Raw genomic sequence first — 19,126 nt, 5'->3', positions numbered from 1 at the left:
TCTCTATGGCCTTGAATATCTCCGTACTTGGGATTTTGGGAGATACTAATGAAAATTCTTTGAGATGCACCTTACTTGCTCTCCATTTTTGGACACCATACCTAATTTACCACTATTTAAGCCTTAACTGAACCGTATTGAATTATGATGTTGAATTTCACCTGGTTTCACCGAAACTATCGGCTTCGTAACGCCGCCTTCAAGGTGGTATCCTTAACCGCCAGGAAGGTGACGTTACAAATATTTTTGCGTAAGTTCTATCGTCGGTATAAAATATTGGAAACTAGGGTGTCGGTATCAGCAAGAGGCTTATGGCTCTTGCAAATTGCTTTATTACCAATTACCGCTAAAATTTTTCTATGACTCGCAACATTTACGCGCTGCTAGTTGGGATTGACCAATATCTCCCCCCTGTCGCACCTTTGAGAGGTTGTGTTAACGATATTACGGCCTTTGAAGAGTATCTTCAATCGCGCGTCACCTCTGACGAGGACTACCAACTCCACCTCCTCACCCTCAAAAATCAACAAGCTACCCGACAAGCCATCATCGACGGTTTCCGAACACATCTCAGCCAAGCTAATCGCAACGATATTGTACTATTTTATTACAGCGGACACGGCTCCCAAGAACCAGCACCGCCGGAATTTTGGCACTTAGAACCTAACCGCCTCCACGAATCTTTAGTTTGTTGGGATTCCCGTCAAGAAGGTGGCTGGGATTTGGCCGATAAAGAATTAGCAAAACTGATATCTGAGGTTGCCAAAAAAGACCCGCACATTACAATTATTATGGATTGTTGCCATTCCGGTTCTGGTACTCGGAATTTGGAATTGCAGGAAACTGGGGTAAGGCGAACACCTGCAAATAGGCGATCGCGCCCGATTGAAAGTTTTATATTAGACTCAGAAGAAATTAGTAATCTAGTATCAACATCTCGCAGTCCCGAACAGAATCCTACTGGCTGGATGATACCACGCGGTCGCCATGTTTTATTAGCAGCTTGCCGCGACTGCGAAGAAGCGAAGGAATATTACGGTACTGGACAACATCGAGGTGCATTTTGCTATTTTCTATTGGATACTTTGCAACGTGCTAATGGTAGTTTAACTTACCGCGATGTATTCAAACGCACTAATGCTTTAGTCCGCAGCAAAGTTGCGTCTCAGTCGCCGCAGTTGGAAGCGACAAATTTAGAAGATTTAGACCAGCCGTTTTTAGGCGGTGCGATCGCAAAACGCACTCCTTATTTTACTGTGAGTTATCATCAAGAGTATGGCTGGATAATTGACGGCGGCGCAGTACACGGTATCGCGCCAGTAGCAGGGGAAGAAACGACGCGGTTAGCTTTGTTTGCAATGGATAGCAATCCCGAAGATTTGCGGCAAATTTCTAACTCCTTTGCAGAAGCAGATGTTACCGAAGTTCTGCCCCAAGTCAGCAAGATTTCCTGTACAACTGTAGATAACTCACTGGATGTAGAAAAAACTTTCAAGGCAGTTGTTACTAGCCTACCGATGCCGCCTTTAGGTGTTTGCATTGAAGGAGAAGAAGCAGGCGTAAAACTAGCAAGAGAAGCGTTACAACAAGCGGGGCCAGAAGGTCAAGCTTCGATGTATGTTGGGGAAGTAGAAACAGCAATTCAAGCTGAATTTCGGTTGATTGCTCGTAATGGCGAGTATATCATTGCTCGGCCAACGGACGATCGCCCTTTAGTCGCTCAAATTTCAGGTTATAACCAAGGTAATGCTAATTTAGCGATCGCGCGTTTGGAACACATCGCCCGTTGGACGAATATCGCTGAACTTTCTAGTCCCGCCTCCAGCCGCATTGACCCCGATGCCGTAGAAGTAAAAATCTATCAGGGGGAAGTTGAAATTGAGGCGCAACAAATTCGTTTAGAATATAAGTATGAAAATGGCAAATGGCAGCAGCCAACTATTAGGATAAAATTAATCAATCGTAGCGACGAACCGCTTTACTGTGCCTTATTAGATTTAACAGAAACTTACGCGATTTTAACTGGCTTTTTTGCCTCTGGCGGTGTTTGGTTACAACCTGGAGAATGCGTCTTTGTTTTAGGGGGAAATCCGATTTATGCCACAGTTCCTAAAGAACTCTGGGAACAGGGAGTTACTGAGTTTAAAGATGTCCTAAAATTGATTGTCAGTACAGCAGAATTTGACGCAACATTGCTGGAACAAGAAAGGTTAGATGCGCCTCGAACTCGTGCAGTTAAGATTGCGGGAAAGGGAGGAAAAAGCGTTCTTAATCGCTTGATGAACCGCGTACAAACTCGCGATCTTTTATCGCAACCAGAGAAGGATGAAGTATGGGATGATTGGGTGACATCTCAGATTACCTTTACCACAGTGCGACCGCAGGAAACGACACCGATACCCCAAACGGGAGAAGCGGTTTCCTTGGGTGCGGGTGTAGAAATGCGATCGCATCCTAGTTTAAAGGCAAATGCGCGTTTAACGACGATTCCCCAAGCGACGCGCGATGTAGGTAATATGATTTTGCCGCCAATTTTGCGGGATAATCCAGAGTTCATCCAGTCTTTCCAATTTACTGCCAGTCGCGGCACTGACCCCGGACTGAGTGCGTTAGAACTCAGCAATGTGGAAGATGCGGCGGCCGTAACGCCGGAACAGCCGTTAGAATTGATAATTGATGCGCCGCTAGCTGAAAATGAGGCGCTGATTGGGATTGGCTATGATGGCGAATTTTTCGTGCCGGCGGGGTTGGGGAAAAGAGGCGATCGCGGCCAAACAGAGATAAAGTTAGATCGGTTGCCCGATCCGGTATCATCGGGAAGTCGGAGTCTCGGCGGTTCTGTCCGCATCTTTTTCCAGAAAGTCGCCCTGCAAAAATTAGGCTACGATTACGAATATCCGATTTTAGCGATCGCCGACCTCCTCACAAACGATAAAGTATCTTATGAGAAAGACATTCACGAAGTGAGAGAATGGGTAGCGAAGGCGCAGCGAATTCTGCTCTTCACCCACAGCATTCTCGGAGATACTCAAAAAATGGTTCCTGGGATCGGGCAAGTATCGGTGCAAACGAACGGTGAGCATCGCCCTCTCAGCGAGCTTTATGACCTTGTTCTCACTTTTGATTATGAAAGTATAAACACTCCGATTGAGGAGAATGCGCGATCGTTAAAGCACCGCTTGGAGTTGGCTGGACTGGGCGCGAATCATGGCAAAGTGCTGCACATTGTAGCTCAAGGAATGGGCGGCTTAGTGGCGCGGTGGTTCATTGAACAAGAACAAGGGAATCGAGTTGTGCAGCACTTAGTGCTATTGGGGCCGCCGAATGGCGGTTCTCCCTGGGCGACAGTGCAGAGTTTGGCGAAAACAGCGTTACTAAGTGCGATCAATGGGGTGACTGCGATCGCGCCTCCTGTCAAGTGGCTCAGCGATTTGCTACTAAAGGGGGCAGTGGAAGCTGCAAGCGTGTCTCTAGAGCAAATGCAGCCCGGATCGGAGTTTCTGAAGAAGCTGGCGGCGAGTCCCGATCCACAAATTCCTTATACAGTGTTAGCTGGTAATCAGTCCATCCAGCCGGCGGCGCTGGCCCAGAGGAACGGCCAGGCAAGTACCTTCGAGCGCATGATGCAGAAGGCGGGGGGAATGACTGGCAATATGGCGATGTTCGGCCAGCCAAATGATATCACGGTGAGTGTGGCATCGATGACGCAGTTGGGTTTGGGGAGAAAGCCGCAGATTTCGGAGGTTGGCTGCGATCATTTCAGTTATTTGAGCATTGCTGAAGGGTTGGAGGCATTAGCGATCGCGCTTTCTAATGCTCCTGAAATGCCTCTTTTAGTGTCTTCTGGGCCTGTTGCTGTGGAAGCGCGATCGGATGTTGCACCTGTGGAAGCGCCGCCAGTTGCGACTCCTGCTGTGACTGAGGTTGCACTTGTGCAAGCGCCGCCTGTTGCTACTCCCCCTGCTAAAGCAAATGTTGCACCTGTAGCGGTATCTGCGCCTGCGCCTGCTGGCAATGTTAGTCAGAAAACCCCGGATTTAGTCACTATAACTGTTGAGCGTCACTGGTTGATTGGGGGTTTTGCTGTAATTGTGGGGTTGCTGAGTGCGATCGCGCTGATGAATGTCATGCTATTAATGCGGCCTGTTCCTGAAGCGCCGAAGTTGGAGAATAAGAGTAGTCAAATTTTTTGAATTTTGGGTTTTGGAGCTCCTACCTGCTAGCAGTCTATTTGCCGCATCGGGAAGCATCCCGATGCAGGCCTGTATCAGTTAAACCACAGTGATTTGTCAGCTTAACATAAAAATGTATATCCCAAAGTTCCTATTTATGATTTTGGCAACTATCTAGAAAAACAAGATCAAATTAGCCTAGAAAAAGTGATGAAAATTCAACTTCACAAAACTGAAAATGTTGCACAATTTATCAATAAAACAGATCGTTTAATTCTCAATACTTTAGGTGAAAATCAAATGAGAGAATGGTTGAATCGTATCGGTATTGATTTTGATGTCTGGTTTAAATGTAGCTAGGCGTTGCTCAATAAGCGTATTAATTTGAATATTCGCAAATGCTATAGCCTTATATATTAACGCCTTTAGGCTTTATAAATGTGGTAAGCTTTTATGAGTTTATTCAATCACATTCTTTCTATTAATCTAGTCTCCTCCTCCAACAACTTTTCAGCAATTTCAGAACCATAAACATGGGTTAATAACGTTGGCAACCATTTATTTCGAGTGATATCGGGAGGATTCAAACTACAAGCCAACAGAAGGTCTCGCAAACGCTTAAAAAAACCATACACCTGCTTGTCTAAATCCGGGACGGCTCCTCTAATCTCTTCGATAAACTCTGGAGACCCACCCAGTAATCCAAAACGTTCATGTGATTTCATCAGTCCCCACTTACCTTGGGCTGAATAGATAACACTGTCTAAAGTATAAGGATTAATACCCAACCTCGGTCCAATTAGCCTATCTTCTTCTGTTCCAGAGTACCCCTCAAGAAACTCTGATAATGGGATATAACAGTGAGCGGGTCTATCCCCTGGGTATCCTGTAGGTAGTAGTGAGATATAGCAGCCAGTATCACCTGAATTTAGTGCTGCGCTAATCAGTGCTTCAATCAGTAGAGAATCATTTTCATCTTCACAAGGATAGATAATTGTACGTCCTATCACCTGCGATGAAAAAGGTTCCTTAAACGGATTGTCGTGAACAAAAATTTTCCGAAGGAAAGGCTCTGCTTCTAAATTAAATTCATCTTCAGTGAGAGTGTGCATATGAGTAGTTTCCTAATAAAATTTGACAACAAAGGAGTTACAGCAGATTGTAGGTTTATAGATGACAGTCGATTGAGTAAGCTTTCACTACACTAATTAAACTACTTACCTTAGCGTACCCTATTTACCTGGAATCTGCTGTATTTCTAGGAATTCCATTTCCAAGGATTAAAATCAGGCCAACGAAAATCAGGTAGGCGAAGTGGAGGAATAGTGGGAATAGGAATATGGAACGGAGATGGAGATGGAGCAGGGGCGGGGACAGGGGCAGGAGCTGGACGAGCTGGTCTAATTGGGTTATGGAAATTCTCTGGGGCGAATTCTGGTTCCCGGGCTGGTCTAAGAGCTGGGCGTTGACACGGCTGTAGATTATTGTTGTTATCATCATCTATGTAGGGAGAGCGATCGCGTCTTTTCCAAAACAAAAAATAACTATTGAACAAAGGTAAGAATTAGCATTCCTACACAAATAAAACTAATGGAATTTAAACGCTCTCTCGCCATCGTCCTCGGCATCAACGATTACCAAAATGGCATTTCTCCCCTGAGAACTGCTACTAACGATGCCAAAGAACTCGCTCGCATCCTTAAAGAAGATCATAATTATGATGTAAAATTATTATTAGATACAGAAGTTACCCGCGAAAAACTACAAATTTTACTATTAGAAGCCCTACCCAAAGAAGTAGGAGAAAACGATCGCATTCTATTCTACTTTGCCGGACACGGCATCGCCCTTGATAACGACGACGGCCCGGCAGGATACGTCATCCCGCAAGACGCACAACCCGGTGATAGCAGCACTTTTGTGCCGATGCAGCAGGTACACGATGCGATCGCATCCCTCCCCTGTCGCCACCTCCTCGCCATCCTTGACTGTTGCTTCGCTGGGGCCTTCCGCTGGGCCGCCACCCGCGATCTCCTCGCCTACCCGGAAGTCATCCACCAAGAACGATACGATCGCTTCATCAAAGACCCCGCATGGGTTGCGATCACCTCCGCATCCCACGACCAAAAAGCCTTAGACAGCTTATCCCTAAAAGACGATCGCGGCATCAGCGGCAACCATTCCCCCTTCGCAGAAGCTTTATTTGAGGGACTCAGAGGCCGCGCCGACTTGTTCCCGCCGCCGAAAGACGGTCAACCTAGCGGTGATGGGGTCATCACTGCTACTGAACTTTTTTTATACGTGCGCGATCGCGTCGAACCTGACTCAGCAGAACAACGCCATCGCCAAACCCCCGGAATGTGGCCTTTAGCAAAACACGACAAAGGCGAATTTATCTTCTTAGTTCCCGGCCACGAACTTAACTTACCACCAGCGCCAGAACTCAATCGAGAAAATAATCCCTATCGCGGTTTAGAATCTTTTGATGAAGAACACAGCAATCTGTTTTTTGGACGGGAAAAATTAATCAAAAAGTTGTATAAATTTGTCGAAAAACATCCCTTAACTGTGGTTTTAGGCGCGTCAGGAACGGGTAAATCTAGTTTGGTTAAAGCGGGATTAATACCTCGCTGGCGAAACGCTAATTCAACGGTAGAAGCTAAAAGCAGGGCAATAACTACATCTGAAGGTGGGGGAGAAACTGACAATTCATCCGTTGTTACAGTTATCGGGCCTTTACGACCAGGGGAATCTCCTTTAACTTCGCTTGCTAGAGCAGTTGTGTTAATAGATGAAAATATATCTAGCCGCCAAGGTACAGATAATGAAAAGCAGATAAATGATATTCTTCGGATTCAGCAATTAACTGAAGAATTGCGGCAAAATCTTAGTAAATTTGCCGATTTAGTTACTATTTGGAGTAGCGCTAATCCTCAGAAAAAGTTGCTGTTAGTGGTTGACCAATTTGAGGAATTGGTAACAATGTCTGATGAAGAGGAGCGATCGCTATTTTTGGCGCAACTTGAAAGCGCGATCGCAGCGCATCCAGAAGCACTCAGGGTTGCGATCGCTGTTCGCCTTGATTTTGAGGCTCAATTCCTTGATTCTGCTCTCAAAGCTTACTGGATAGATGGTCGCTTTGTCGTACCGCCGATGACTCAGGACGAATTGCGCCAAGCGATCGAAGGCCCGGCCTCCGAAAGAGTATTATACTTTGAGCCATCCAGCCTCACAGACCAATTGATTAACGAAGTCGTGCAGATGCCGGGAGCTTTGCCGCTGCTATCATTTACCTTAAGTGAGCTTTATATAAAGTATTTAGAAAGTCGGCGCAACAATCGGGCATTAAGTGAGAACGATTACAAACAATTGGGCGGTGTGGCGGGTTCTCTCACACAGAGAGCGACTGCCGAATATGACCAACTGGTGCAACTTGACAGCGCTTATCACGACACAGTAAGGCGCGTAATGCTGCGGATGGTGGCGGTTGAAGGTGGAGAATTGGCGCGGCGGCGGGTAGCGCGATCGGAGTTGGTTTATACAAACTCAAGTGAGAATCAGCGAGTAAGTGAGGTAATTCGGCGCTTTTCGGCAGCGCGGTTGCTGGTTGGAGGACAGGAAACTGGCGGCGAGGCTTATGTTGAGCCTGCTCACGATGCGATCGCGCGCGGGTGGGATAAGTTGCAACGGTGGAAAAATCAGGAACAGGAAACTTTGACGTTACAACGCTTACTAACCCCGGCCGCAAAAGAATGGGTTAATAATAAACAAGTTGGGTTTCTTTGGAATAACAATCCACGTCTTGACTTGCTAGAACAGGTATTAACATCGGATGATAACTGGCTCAATCAATACGAATCAGAATTTATTAAACGTAGCATTCAACGCAGGCGAAATAATCGTTTGCGCGTTATTGCTGCTGTTAGTACATTTGTAACTGTTGTCAGTTTATCTGCAATTATTGCTTTGATTCAGCGCAACCGGGCGATAGAAAATCAGATCGATGCTTTAGCTTCTTTGTCTGAATCTCAGTTACTTTCTAATCAACAGCTTGACGCACTTTTAGCTGGAATGAAAGCGGGTAAGCAATTAAAAACAGCTATGAACGTCAGCGGTAATGTGGCTATGGAAACTGTAGGCAGTTTACAGCAAGCTATTGATAATGGGAAGGAAGATAATCGCTTAGAAGGACATGGCGATCGCGTGCAAGCAGTAAAATATAGTCCAGATGGGAAAACCATAGCAACTGCAAGTTCTGACAAAACTATAAAACTTTGGAGTGTCGATGGTCGTCTTCTCCAAACTTTAACAGGCAATGAAAGAAGTGTAAACGATCTTAGTTTTAGTCCCGATGGCAAGCTGTTAGCTGCTGCAAGTTCGGATGGCATAGTTAAGCTTTGGAATATTGCAAATGGTGACATCACAGGAGGATTTATAAGTCAATCAATACAAATACAGAGATTTTCAATTCTTCCCGAAATTAGCCAGGAACTAAAGTTCGTGGCTAATAGCGAAAGTCGGTTAAAACCGACTAGCAACTCTTCTTCAGTCCTCTTCAGAGGACTTCAGTTATTAGGCGGGGATTTTAATCCCCGACGGGTGATAGCTACTACACTACAACCTATTAAAACTTTCACCGGACATAATGAAAAAGTAAACAGCATTAGTTTTAGTCCCGATGGTAAAATGTTAGCAACTGCCAGCGATGACAAAACTATAAAACTTTGGAACCTAGACGGTAGCTTAATCAAAACTTTTACAGGTCATGCTGAAAGGGTAACGCGCATCAGTTGGAGTTCAGACAGCAAAAATATAGCATCGGTAAGTGAAGATAAAACCTTGAGATTATGGAAAATTAATAGTAATAAATCCAAGATTTGTAAAGGACATACTGATTATATTATGGATGTCAGCTTTAGTCCTGACGGTAAAATGTTGGCAACGGCAAGTCTGGACAAAACTGTAAAAATCTGGCAACCTGATTGCAAAATTATGGCAAACTTTGCAGAGCAAGAAAAAGGAGCAATTAGCGTTAGCTTTAGTGCCAATGGTAAGATGTTGGCTTCTGGCAGCGATGACTATACAGCGAGAGTTTGGAGTTTAGAACCAGGCGGCGCAGGCGAAATTTTGCTCAATCAATTTAAGGGACACGGCGATCAGGTGACAAGTGTTAATTTTAGTCCCGATGGGAACAATTTAGCAACAGCTAGCGCTGATAAAACTGTGAAAATATGGCGTTTAGATGGTGGTATTCCCCTGCGGCATGATGGTTTTGTTGAGAGTGTAAGTTTCAATCCCGATGGTAAAACTTTTGCTTCAGCTAGTGCTGATGGGCAGGTAAAATTATGGCGTACTGCGGATAAAACTATTTTACATACTATAAAATTAGATAGTAGTAATAAGGTTTCATCTATTAGTTTTAGTCCAGATGGTAAAATTTTAGCGGCTGGCAGTTATGACAAGACGGTGCAACTTTGGAATGCAGCAGATGGAACACCACTCAAAAACTTAGCAGCACATAGCGAGGGTGTTACAAGTGTAGCTTTTAGTCCGAATGGTAAGATTTTAGCTTCTGGCAGCGATGATAAGACGATTAAACTTTGGAATGTTGCCGAGGGAAAACTGCAAAAAAATATTACTGAACATAGCGATGGGGTGACAAGTCTAGCTTTCAGTTCTGATGGCAAGTTTTTAGCTTCTGGTAGCAACGATAAAACAGTGAAACTGTTTAACTCTGACGGTACTTTAGTTAAAACTTTAGAGGGACATTCTCAGGCTGTACAGGCTGTAGCTTGGCATCCTAACAGTAAAATTTTAGCTTCTGCAAGTGCTGACAATACTATTAAACTTTGGAATGCGGATTCTGGCAAGGAAATTCGGACTTTAACGGGACATCAAAATGCAGTAGTAAGTGTTAGTTTTAGTCCTGATGGAAAGATTTTGGCTTCGGGAAGTGCTGATAATACTATTAAGTTGTGGAATGCGGTAGACGGTACGCTGATTAAAACTTTAATTGGTCATCAGGCACAAGTTAAAAGCGTTGGTTTTAGTCCTGATGGGAAAATATTAGTTAGTGGTAGCTATGACCAAACTATTAGTTTATCGAGTTTAGATTTAGATGATTTGTTGCGGCGGGGGTGCGATCGCCTCCAAGATTATCTCACAAATAATGTAAATCTGAAGGAGAGCGATCGCAATATTTGCAAATATAGCAATCCTAAATGAATCGTAAATTTTTTACCCCACCCCAACCCTCCCCTTGCTAAGGGGAGGGAGTAAGAAATTCACAAATGATTTAGGATTGCTATAGCCAGTTTAATTAGCTGTTAACAGTTAACCGTTAACAGTTAACCGTTAACAAAAAGTTGGATTTCGCTGACGCTTCACCAAACCTACAACTGGATTTTTTAATCCCAAATTGCCCTTACCAAAGACCTCTCACAGGCGCTTGTCCATTCCCGCAAACATTAGGTATGCCATTGGGAAAATCGAAACTCCCTTCAGATTGGCCATTCACCGCTGCGATCGTTTCTTGGCGAACCTCTCTGAACACCGGCTGAACATCAGTAGGTGACTCATTAACAACGTTTTCCTGATTCGGCCCTAAACCTGCACCCATAGGATTATTTTGGTAAAACGATCGCAAGTTAAAAGTTTGAACCGATTGGATTGTACCGTCAACGACTCTCACTAACTGCCCGGCCCGCAAAGAAACGCGATCGCCTCTCCCATTCACCACCCTCGTAGGTTCAACCTCGGCATTATTATTTGTGAGAATAGCAAACAAAGCAACTTTTCGATCCGAACACTGCTGGATATACATCCCCGTACCCCTTGCTACCACTGATGCCTGGGGCGTTTTCACCGTACCGCCGCCTTTCCCTGGTCGAATCATACTCACAATTGTACCGTTATTGAGCTGGTATTCCCGCAAGCCTTCAGGGAACACAAAACTCGTAGATTCTCCCAATCTCACAATTGTATCTTGCTGTTTGAACAAGATTTCAGCTTTGGCATTGCTATCGGTTGTGAGAATATCGCGGGGGATTAAGTCGGTTCTCGGATTCGTCTTCGCACGAACCGCCGATGATTGGCGGGTGCGCGTCGCGCCGCCGGTCATCAGCTTGTATACTTCCCCTTGTTTAACTTGTCCTGAACTTGCGGGTTTTTGCTGAGCAATTATCTGCCCTTGAGAAGTTGCGATCGCATTCCCCTCTGTTTCCATTACAGTAGGAGAAAGTTGATTTGACCCAATCGCCGAAGCCGCTTCCATCACAGTTAAATGCTGGTGAAAGCCAGCCCAAACCGCAGGTGCAGCAAGTAAAAAAAACGAAAAACGTAAAAGCCTTGGCTTTGTATCCATAGTTACTCCTCACACAGAATTTCTAAAATTTTTGAGCACCCCTTGTGATTATCATGCCCTAATCTTGGCTTTCCGGTAATAGGCGGTACAAAAAAATCAATAAGTATTAAAATAAGTAAAAATCCCTTCACCCTATGCGACTAATTCATACCGCCGACTGGCATCTCGGACGACGTTTTAGAGGAATTGACCGCACCCCGGAAATCGCCTCTGCTTTAGATCAACTGCTCAAACAAGCAACAATCTTAGAAGTGGATGCCGTTTTGATCGCTGGGGATATTTTCGACGTTCCCAATCCGCCAGCTTATGCTGAACGCATTGCTTATAAATTTTTCTGCGGATTGCAAGAAGCTGGTATTCCTGCGATCGCGATCGCAGGCAATCATGACTCCGCCTCGCGCACCGATAGTATCGCTCAATTGCTTGCCCATGTTGGCGTTCGTGCTCTGGGAAAACCCCGCCGCGCGGCAGATGGTGGTACAATTATTCTGAATACAAATAGCGGTAAACTTTGTGTGGGAGCCATGCCTTTTGCCTCAGAACAAAGGCTTTTAGATGCTGATGCTTTCTGGCACAAAGATGATGTCGATCGCCGCTCTAGTTACCGAGAACTTGTTGCCGATCTCTTAGAAGATTTAACCAGCAATTTTCGGGATAATACTGTTAATATCCTCATGGGACATCTTAGCATTGATGGAGCTAGGTTAGCTAAATCAGAAGCGCCTTATTATACGCGAGATAAATACCTGCTTTCACCGCAAACTTTACCGCCAGAAGCTCAATATATTGCCCTGGGCCACATCCACATTCACCAGCGGATAGCGAAAAATTCTCCTGCTTATTATTCAGGTTCTTTGATTCAGTTAGACTTCGGAGAAGCTGAGCAAGAAAAGGGATTTGTTTTGATTGAATTAGAGCCGGGAAGTGCTGCAAAGGTGGAATTTAAACCATTGATTTGCCAGAAACCATTAAAAGTGCTTAAATGTAATAGTGAAAACTTAGATAAAACTTTAGAAGCCAATCAATATCATCCCGGATTTTTGAAGGTAATTGTACAAATGCAGAGTCCTGAACTGGGACTAGCTGATAGAGTGCGCCAAATTTGTTCGCAAGCGCTGCTAGTGGAACCGCGCTATCCAGAATTACAGCCAGAAAACCTGGCGGAAGCAACTAATATAGACCCAAATAAATTCGATCCGCTAGTAGAGTTTTGCAACTATTATCAGAACAAATTGGGAACAACGCCAAAGCCAGTCGTTTTGGAGGAATTTGAAAAATTGTATAATCAAGTGTTAACTGTTAACTGTTAACTGTTAACTGTTAACTGTTACAATAGTAGATTGGGTGAAACGAAGTGAAACCCAACATCAGAATTATAGCACAAGGAAGAAGGTAAGAAGGAAAAAGAAAGAGGTATTACCAATTACCAATTACCAATTACCAATTACCAATTACCAATTACCAATTACCAATTACCAATTACCAATTACCAATTATGCGACCTATTGAACTATCTTTAGAAGGATTTACTAGCTTTCGCCGCGAACAGCGTTTAGATTTTTCTGAACTCGATTTATTTGCCATCACTGGTGCAACAGGTGCGGGAAAATCTTCCCTACTTGATGCCATGACTTACGCTCTTTTTGGCACGACAATTCGCAGTGGTAAGCAAATAGGCGATCTAGTAAGTCAAGGGAGCGAAACTTTAAAAGTTAAGTTGCATTTTTCAGTAGGTAATGCACAGTATCGGGTGACGCGGAGGTGGCGATACCGCCCGAAAACTCCGGAGAATAAGGTGCTGTTAGAAGCTTTTCAAAATGGTGAATGGGAGACTATAGAAACTAGCATTGATGCTGCCAAAAAAACTATTGAACAGGTTTTAGGGATGGATTTTGACACTTTTACGCGGGTGATAGTGTTGCCACAAGGTAAGTTTGATGAATTTCTTAAAGGCGACACGGCAAAACGCCGGGAAATTCTGCGTCAGCTAGCTGGATTTGAGATTTTTGAGCAGATGCGGAAGCGGGCAAATGAGCTAGCGAAGTTACTTAAAGATGAACGAGAAATGGTGGAACGCCAACTGGCTGAATTAAATGCACCAGCGGCGGAGGAAGTACAGGAAAAGCGATTACATCTGATTAGTTTGGAGCAAGAATTACCAAATCTTAATAAAGCAGTTATGATTGCTCAGAAAATGTTAGATGAAGAAGAAACTTTATTTAATCAAATCATTCGCCTCAGAGATTTACACACAGAATTAACTACTTTGAATGCGAAGTCATCTGACATTGAAACTTTTGTACAGCAGTTAGAAAGAGCGCAAATTGCTAATCATTTACAGGGAGACTGGGTTTTAGTTAAAGAAGCACGAAACCAATGTGTCACCGCCGAAAATGCTGCACAGTTAGCTCAAAAGCGATTAATTGAAGCGCGATCGCAGTTGGCGCTACAGCAGCAGCAACTTGACGCAGCGAGAGCGAAGCAGGAAGCGATCGCGCCTCAACTCAAAGCTCGTGAAGATGCTCTCGCTGCTGGTAAAATATATGAAGAACAGCGATCTCAACTGGAAAGAGAAGTCGCGATCGCGCAAACCGCTCAACAGGAAAAATTTCGCTCTTTAAAGGCACTAGAGAAAGACTTGCAAGCTGCTAACAGCAAAATTCAAGGTGCTGGTTTTCAGGTAGCACAAGCAACAGCGTTGCTTTCAAAGCTTTCACCTGTGGGTGAACGTTTAGAGCTTTTGAATCAAACTTCACCATTATTAATGGAATTTCAGCTAATACAAAAGCAGGCAAAAACTGAGCAAAAGCAGTTAGCAAAAGCTGAGCAAGATTGGCACATAGCACAACAAAATTATGCGGAAACTACCTTGCAGTTGGAAATAGCAGAAGTAGCGCTGAAAAAATGCCAATTCGACTTAGAAACGGCAGAAGTGGTTAATCTTGAATCGGCGCGTTTAGATCGTGTTGCTGCAATACGAATGTCGCTCAATTCTGGCGATATGTGTCCCGTATGCGGGGGCGTGCATCCAGAGAGCGATCGCCTCCCACCATTGCCGGAATCTAATATTATAGATATCGCCCCTTTGCGATCGCGCTTTGCTATTGCTCAACAAGTATTTCAACAAGCTCAAATTACAACAACCGAAGCAAAAACAGCACTTTCTGGGCATCAGCAGAAACAATTAGAAATTGCTCAGACGTTAAAATTAACACAGGACAAACTTCTTGAATTGCAGCAACAAGTTAATCGAGTTTTAGGCACTTCTCAATGGCAAGCGGAGGAATTAGAGCGAGAATTGGCTATACTTAAACAGAGCGATCGCAAGTACCGGGAAGCTGAGCAACACTGGCAACAGGTATCAATTGAATTTGATAAAGCTCAACAAGCGTTCCAGTTTGCAGAAGCTACTTATTTAGCGAAACAAGCAGAAAATAAAGACGCGATCGCAGAAGTTAATCGCCGCCAAGAGCAGTTAAAAGAGGTGGCAACTAAACTCTATGAAATCACGGAAAATCAACCTTATTCTACTTTAGCAAAAGCTTTAGAAAAAGACAAGCAAAACTTAAATGAACTGCTGAAAACTGCCGATCGTTCTTATCAAACTGCCAACAACAATGTCATTCAAGCAGTAGAAAGATATCAACAAGCCACAGATGTTAATGAGCAAGCACTAGCTAAAAATGAACAGCTAAATATTGCCTGGGAGTCTAAACTTAAAACCTCGAATTTTACAGAGGAGACATTTATAGCAGCAGGTGCTGACGCTAAACAACAATCCGCATGGGAAACAGCTATTCGCAAACACCGCGACGCAAAAATTCAGCTAGAAACGCGGCTCAAAGATTTAAGCGATATTATCGGTGAAAAAACAACCGATGAAATAACATTGGTACAACTGCGAACTGCCAAAATTACTGCTGAACAAAAATTCAAACAAGCTAACGATAGTCGTGCAGAATTATTAGCCTGGATTCAGGTAGCAGAACAAAACCTAGAGCAATCGGAAAGGATGTCAACCCAAATTACAACCTTAACAGAACACGAACAAACTTATCATACTTTAGCTCAGAATCTCAAAACCAATGAATTTCAAGCTTATATTTTAGAACATCTGGAAGCAGAATTAGTTGCCAGTGCTACATTAATTTTGCAAGAACTAACAGAAACTCGCTATGCTCTTAAAATTCAAGATGGCGAGTATTGGGTTGAAGATAACTGGAATGGCGGCGAACTTAGGCGCGTGCGAACTCTTTCCGGCGGCGAAACTTTTGCAACTTCTTTATCGATGGCTTTAGCTTTGTCAGAAAAGCTATCTCAAGGTGCTCAATTAGGTAGCTTATTCCTAGATGAAGGATTTGGTACTTTGGATGCGGAAACCCTGGAAAGTGTTACTCAAATTTTGGAATCTTTGCGTCAGCAAGATCGCTTAATTGGAGTTATTACGCACGTTCGAGGATTGGGAGAGCGATTGCCTACACAAATCAAGGTTTATAAGTCGCCTCAAGGCTCTAGAATTGAGGTTGAAAGAGTTTAAAAGCAAATTTTTGATGGCGATTAAAATCGCCAAGTAATTTTTTGATTTATCGCCTAAAATAGAGAAATAATTATAAAATCATAAATATGCAAACTAATTCAACTCGCATGGATGCGGTGCAGTCGCCAATTATTCCCGTGGTTGGAGAAATGATTCGCCAATGTCCGGGAACGATATCATTAGGGCAAGGTGTTGTTTATTACGGCCCGCCAAAAAGTGCTTTCGATCGCATCCCCGAATTCCTAGCCGATCCCGAAAATCACAAATACAAAGCCATCCAAGGAATTCCACCTTTACTAGAAGCAATAGAGACGAAACTTAAAGCAGATAACGGCATAGAAATTAACAGTAAAAACTGCATCGTTGTCACCGCTGGTAGCAACATGGGGTTTATGAATGCTATTCTCGCCATCACTTCCCCTGGGGATGAAATTATTATTCAATCGCCTTATTATTTTAACCATGAAATGGCGGTTATGATGGCAGATTGCCACCCGATAGTAGTAGCAACCGATGAAAATTATCAACTGCAAGTTAGTGCGATCGCGCAAGCAATTACGAATAAAACTCGCGCCATCGTCACAATTTCACCCAACAATCCAACTGGGGCTGTTTATCCTCTAGAAGCATTACGCGAAGTTAATGAAATTTGCCGCCAACATGGAATTTATCACATCAGTGATGAAGCCTATGAATATTTTACCTATAGCGATGCGAAACACTTTTCACCCGCAGCTTTTCCCGCTAGCAGCGAACACACAATTTCACTTTTTACCCTCTCCAAAGCTTACGGTTTTGCGAGTTGGCGCATCGGGTATATGGTAATTCCAGAACATTTACTTGTTTCAGTCAAAAAAATCCAAGATACAATTGTGATTTGTCCCCCAGTTATTTCTCAATATGCGGCATTAGGAGCATTGCAAGCTGGAAGAAATTACTGGGAAAATCAGATCGGCGCGATCGCGTCAGTGCGAGAAATTGTGCTTAATGAACTCAACCACCTGCAAGATTTCTGTACCATTCCTCCAGCAAATGGAGCCTTCTATTTCCTACTGAAAGTCCATACTCAACAGAGTGCGATAGAGTTAGTAGAGCGTCTAATTCGCGAGCATAAAGTTGCAGTCCTTCCAGGTACAGCTTTTGGGATGAATGATGGGTGCTACCTGCGCGTCGCCTACGGTTTAGAAAAAGAAATAGCCACCACAGGTATTAAGCGATTAGTGCAGGGTTTGAAAACAATTTTATCAGTTTGAAAGTGGGTCGGGGCGGGTTTACTAAACCCTGGATTTTATTGGAGTCCTTGGTGAACCCGCCCCTACAAGGATTAAGGTTATTTAACCGGACATGGTGTAAGCTGTAAATTTAACTGGCTTACATATTATCAGCTTAAATCCTGCGCTACTTCAATTAGTCCGCGTAGGCGGACTTTGTTTATGTAGCCGCGATTTCAATCGCCGGGTTTATTCAAAATTTCGCCTTTCTTCACCCGATCTAAAGCGTCAAAAAATGCCTTTACTCCCGCCGCCGGCCCATCAGGATGATCCATAATTCCGGTTCCAGAATTGAGAATTACATCTTGACCATAATCGGCAATAATGTTAGGAATTATCCCCGGATGAATGCCAGCAGAAGGCACGGGAAATGTACCGCGATCGCGCAAAAGATCCCGAATTTTTCCTTCCTCAGCAGCCTCAAAAGGCAAGTTCCCGTAATGGGCAGGATATAGCACCGCATCCGCCCCCGCGTGCGCCATCAGCGTCCCCAACACCACAGAATAAGCCATTCCGCAGTCAGGTGAAATGCACAAAGCGCCTGCTAAAGCTGGATGGGCGAAAATTGGCACATTAATTTCGGGGTCAGATGCGATCGCCTCCAACACAGCAAAACCGTAAGCAAGCACGTTCAGCAATAGCGCATTCGCCCCCTCTTTTACCAGCATTCGGGCACGTTCGACTATTTTTGTGGCATTTCCCGTCACATTTACCGCATAAAGCACCGTGCGTCCGGTTTCCTGCTTTACTCTTGCAATTACTTCACGACAGGCCCGCAGGCGTTCCAAAGTGGGTGCGCTTGCCAAATCTCCCAGAATTTCGTCATCTTTAATGATATCTAAGCCTGCGAACGCCACTTCTGATAAAATTTCTGCATGATCGCTGGCAGTCAAACCCAGTGCGGGTTTAAAAATCGCCATCACTAAGGGCCTGTCAACAACTCCCAGGCGATCGCGAATACCAGCGATCCCCAATTTTGGCCGCATCCCGTAACTTGCCGGCAACCTCACCGCCATTACTTTTGCCGTTCCCGCCATCGAGTATTTACCAAAAATCATCGTCAGCAAACTAGGAATGTCATTTTCAACATTAGTTTCGGGAAAGCTTACAGTAGCAACGCTTTCACCGTTTGATTCAGTGCGAATGTTGATGACTTCCGCTAAGTGCGATCGCAGCGCCGACTCCCTGCTAGCAAAACGCTCATTCCAAGTACCAGCAGTTTGTCCTACAGCAATTATTTTAGCTTGCTTTACTGCATCAACACCCGCAGGAAAACGATAGTCAACCTCTATTGTCATAATCTTAGTTAATTGGTAATTCTGTTTGTAAGATTATAAGCAAAAAACGAGCGCAGAAACAGCGCTAAAAATACCGTTAGCAAAACGATCGCAAGGGCAATTGCGTTTAGAAATAGGCAAATTCAGAAAATCCCGATCGGCCGCGATCGCAGCTTCTAAACTATCAGCAATCTAGCATCCACTACTTGCTAATCTGCCAATATCTGGGGTAATATGTCATTGATTAGAAAATACTTAAGTAGAAGGGGTACAAAATCAACCGTTATATACTTACGTCTTACTTAGGTATCATCACCCAGAAGCCCGTAAAATAACCACCCTCTGGACGGCCTTACAAACTACTGGACAAGAAGCCGATTTTTGAGGTAAGTAGTTGGACAGAATTAATTACACAAATAAGTAGTAGAATACATCCAGATAAACAAGTTGTGTATTAGTGAGGAAATTTTATGATATTTCTGAGAGAAATAAATCCTCTATCAGCG

The 19,126-nt window shown here is 44.0% G+C and carries 9 protein-coding genes; 6 read left to right on the top strand and 3 right to left on the bottom strand.

Going from position 1 to position 19,126, the window contains the following annotated elements:
• Window positions 1-359 precede the first annotated feature (359 nt).
• Both PN499_RS10700 and PN499_RS10695 read left to right on the top strand, forming a co-directional pair.
• A complete protein-coding gene (locus tag PN499_RS10700) occupies window positions 360-4,193 on the top strand; it encodes a caspase family protein (protein WP_272031842.1) in 3,834 nt (1,277 codons plus the stop codon).
• A 189-nt stretch (window positions 4,194-4,382) separates the two neighbouring features.
• On the top strand, window positions 4,383-4,532 hold the full coding sequence (locus PN499_RS10695; protein WP_272031841.1) for a hypothetical protein: 150 nt from the start codon (window positions 4,383-4,385) through the stop codon (window positions 4,530-4,532).
• Between the two features lie 107 nt (window positions 4,533-4,639).
• On the opposite strand, the gene PN499_RS10690 is transcribed toward PN499_RS10695, so the two are convergent.
• Entirely contained in the window at window positions 4,640-5,284 is a 645-nt protein-coding gene (locus PN499_RS10690; protein ID WP_272031840.1) for a hypothetical protein, read from the bottom strand.
• 478 nt (window positions 5,285-5,762) lie between these two features.
• Between PN499_RS10690 and PN499_RS10685 the strand changes: the two genes are divergently transcribed.
• Entirely contained in the window at window positions 5,763-10,397 is a 4,635-nt protein-coding gene (locus PN499_RS10685; RefSeq protein ID WP_272031839.1) for an nSTAND1 domain-containing NTPase, read from the top strand.
• A gap of 199 nt (window positions 10,398-10,596) precedes the next feature.
• Here PN499_RS10685 and PN499_RS10680 read toward each other — a convergent pair whose 3' ends face one another.
• Complete coding sequence (locus PN499_RS10680) at window positions 10,597-11,535, bottom strand: FecR domain-containing protein (RefSeq protein WP_272031838.1); 939 nt, start codon at window positions 11,533-11,535, stop codon at window positions 10,597-10,599.
• Between the two features lie 134 nt (window positions 11,536-11,669).
• Here PN499_RS10680 and PN499_RS10675 point away from each other — a divergent pair, with 134 nt between their 5' ends.
• The 3 genes from PN499_RS10675 to PN499_RS10665 all read left to right on the top strand — a co-directional run bounded on the left by PN499_RS10675 (window position 11,670) and on the right by PN499_RS10665 (window position 17,325).
• On the top strand, window positions 11,670-12,845 hold the full coding sequence (locus tag PN499_RS10675) for a metallophosphoesterase family protein (RefSeq protein ID WP_272031836.1): 1,176 nt from the start codon (window positions 11,670-11,672) through the stop codon (window positions 12,843-12,845).
• A gap of 185 nt (window positions 12,846-13,030) precedes the next feature.
• Window positions 13,031-16,072, top strand: coding sequence for an AAA family ATPase (locus PN499_RS10670; protein ID WP_272031835.1), 3,042 nt, complete (start codon window positions 13,031-13,033; stop codon window positions 16,070-16,072).
• An 86-nt stretch (window positions 16,073-16,158) separates the two neighbouring features.
• The gene (locus tag PN499_RS10665; RefSeq protein ID WP_272031834.1) at window positions 16,159-17,325 is read left to right on the top strand and encodes a pyridoxal phosphate-dependent aminotransferase; all 1,167 of its coding nucleotides are present in this window, start codon (window positions 16,159-16,161) and stop codon (window positions 17,323-17,325) included.
• Between the two features lie 194 nt (window positions 17,326-17,519).
• Here PN499_RS10665 and PN499_RS10660 read toward each other — a convergent pair whose 3' ends face one another.
• Window positions 17,520-18,641 carry a RuBisCO large subunit C-terminal-like domain-containing protein gene (locus PN499_RS10660; RefSeq protein ID WP_272031833.1) on the bottom strand — a complete coding sequence of 374 codons (1,122 nt, stop codon included), beginning with the start codon at window positions 18,639-18,641 and terminating at the stop codon, window positions 17,520-17,522.
• Window positions 18,642-19,126: the final 485 nt, after the last annotated feature.

It is taken from the genome of Kamptonema animale CS-326, assembly GCF_028330895.1.
GTDB classification, from domain to species: domain Bacteria; phylum Cyanobacteriota; class Cyanobacteriia; order Cyanobacteriales; family Microcoleaceae; genus Kamptonema; species Kamptonema formosum.
This window is presented reverse-complemented; position numbering and strand designations above follow the sequence as displayed.

Coding starts and splice junctions, on each gene's coding strand:
- PN499_RS10700 (WP_272031842.1), top strand. CDS start 360: ATGACTCGCAACATTTACGCGCTGCTAGTTGGGATTGACCAATATCTC.
- PN499_RS10695 (WP_272031841.1), top strand. CDS start 4,383: ATGAAAATTCAACTTCACAAAACTGAAAATGTTGCACAATTTATCAAT.
- PN499_RS10690 (WP_272031840.1), bottom strand. CDS start 5,284: ATGCACACTCTCACTGAAGATGAATTTAATTTAGAAGCAGAGCCTTTC.
- PN499_RS10685 (WP_272031839.1), top strand. CDS start 5,763: ATGGAATTTAAACGCTCTCTCGCCATCGTCCTCGGCATCAACGATTAC.
- PN499_RS10680 (WP_272031838.1), bottom strand. CDS start 11,535: ATGGATACAAAGCCAAGGCTTTTACGTTTTTCGTTTTTTTTACTTGCT.
- PN499_RS10675 (WP_272031836.1), top strand. CDS start 11,670: ATGCGACTAATTCATACCGCCGACTGGCATCTCGGACGACGTTTTAGA.
- PN499_RS10670 (WP_272031835.1), top strand. CDS start 13,031: ATGCGACCTATTGAACTATCTTTAGAAGGATTTACTAGCTTTCGCCGC.
- PN499_RS10665 (WP_272031834.1), top strand. CDS start 16,159: ATGCAAACTAATTCAACTCGCATGGATGCGGTGCAGTCGCCAATTATT.
- PN499_RS10660 (WP_272031833.1), bottom strand. CDS start 18,641: ATGACAATAGAGGTTGACTATCGTTTTCCTGCGGGTGTTGATGCAGTA.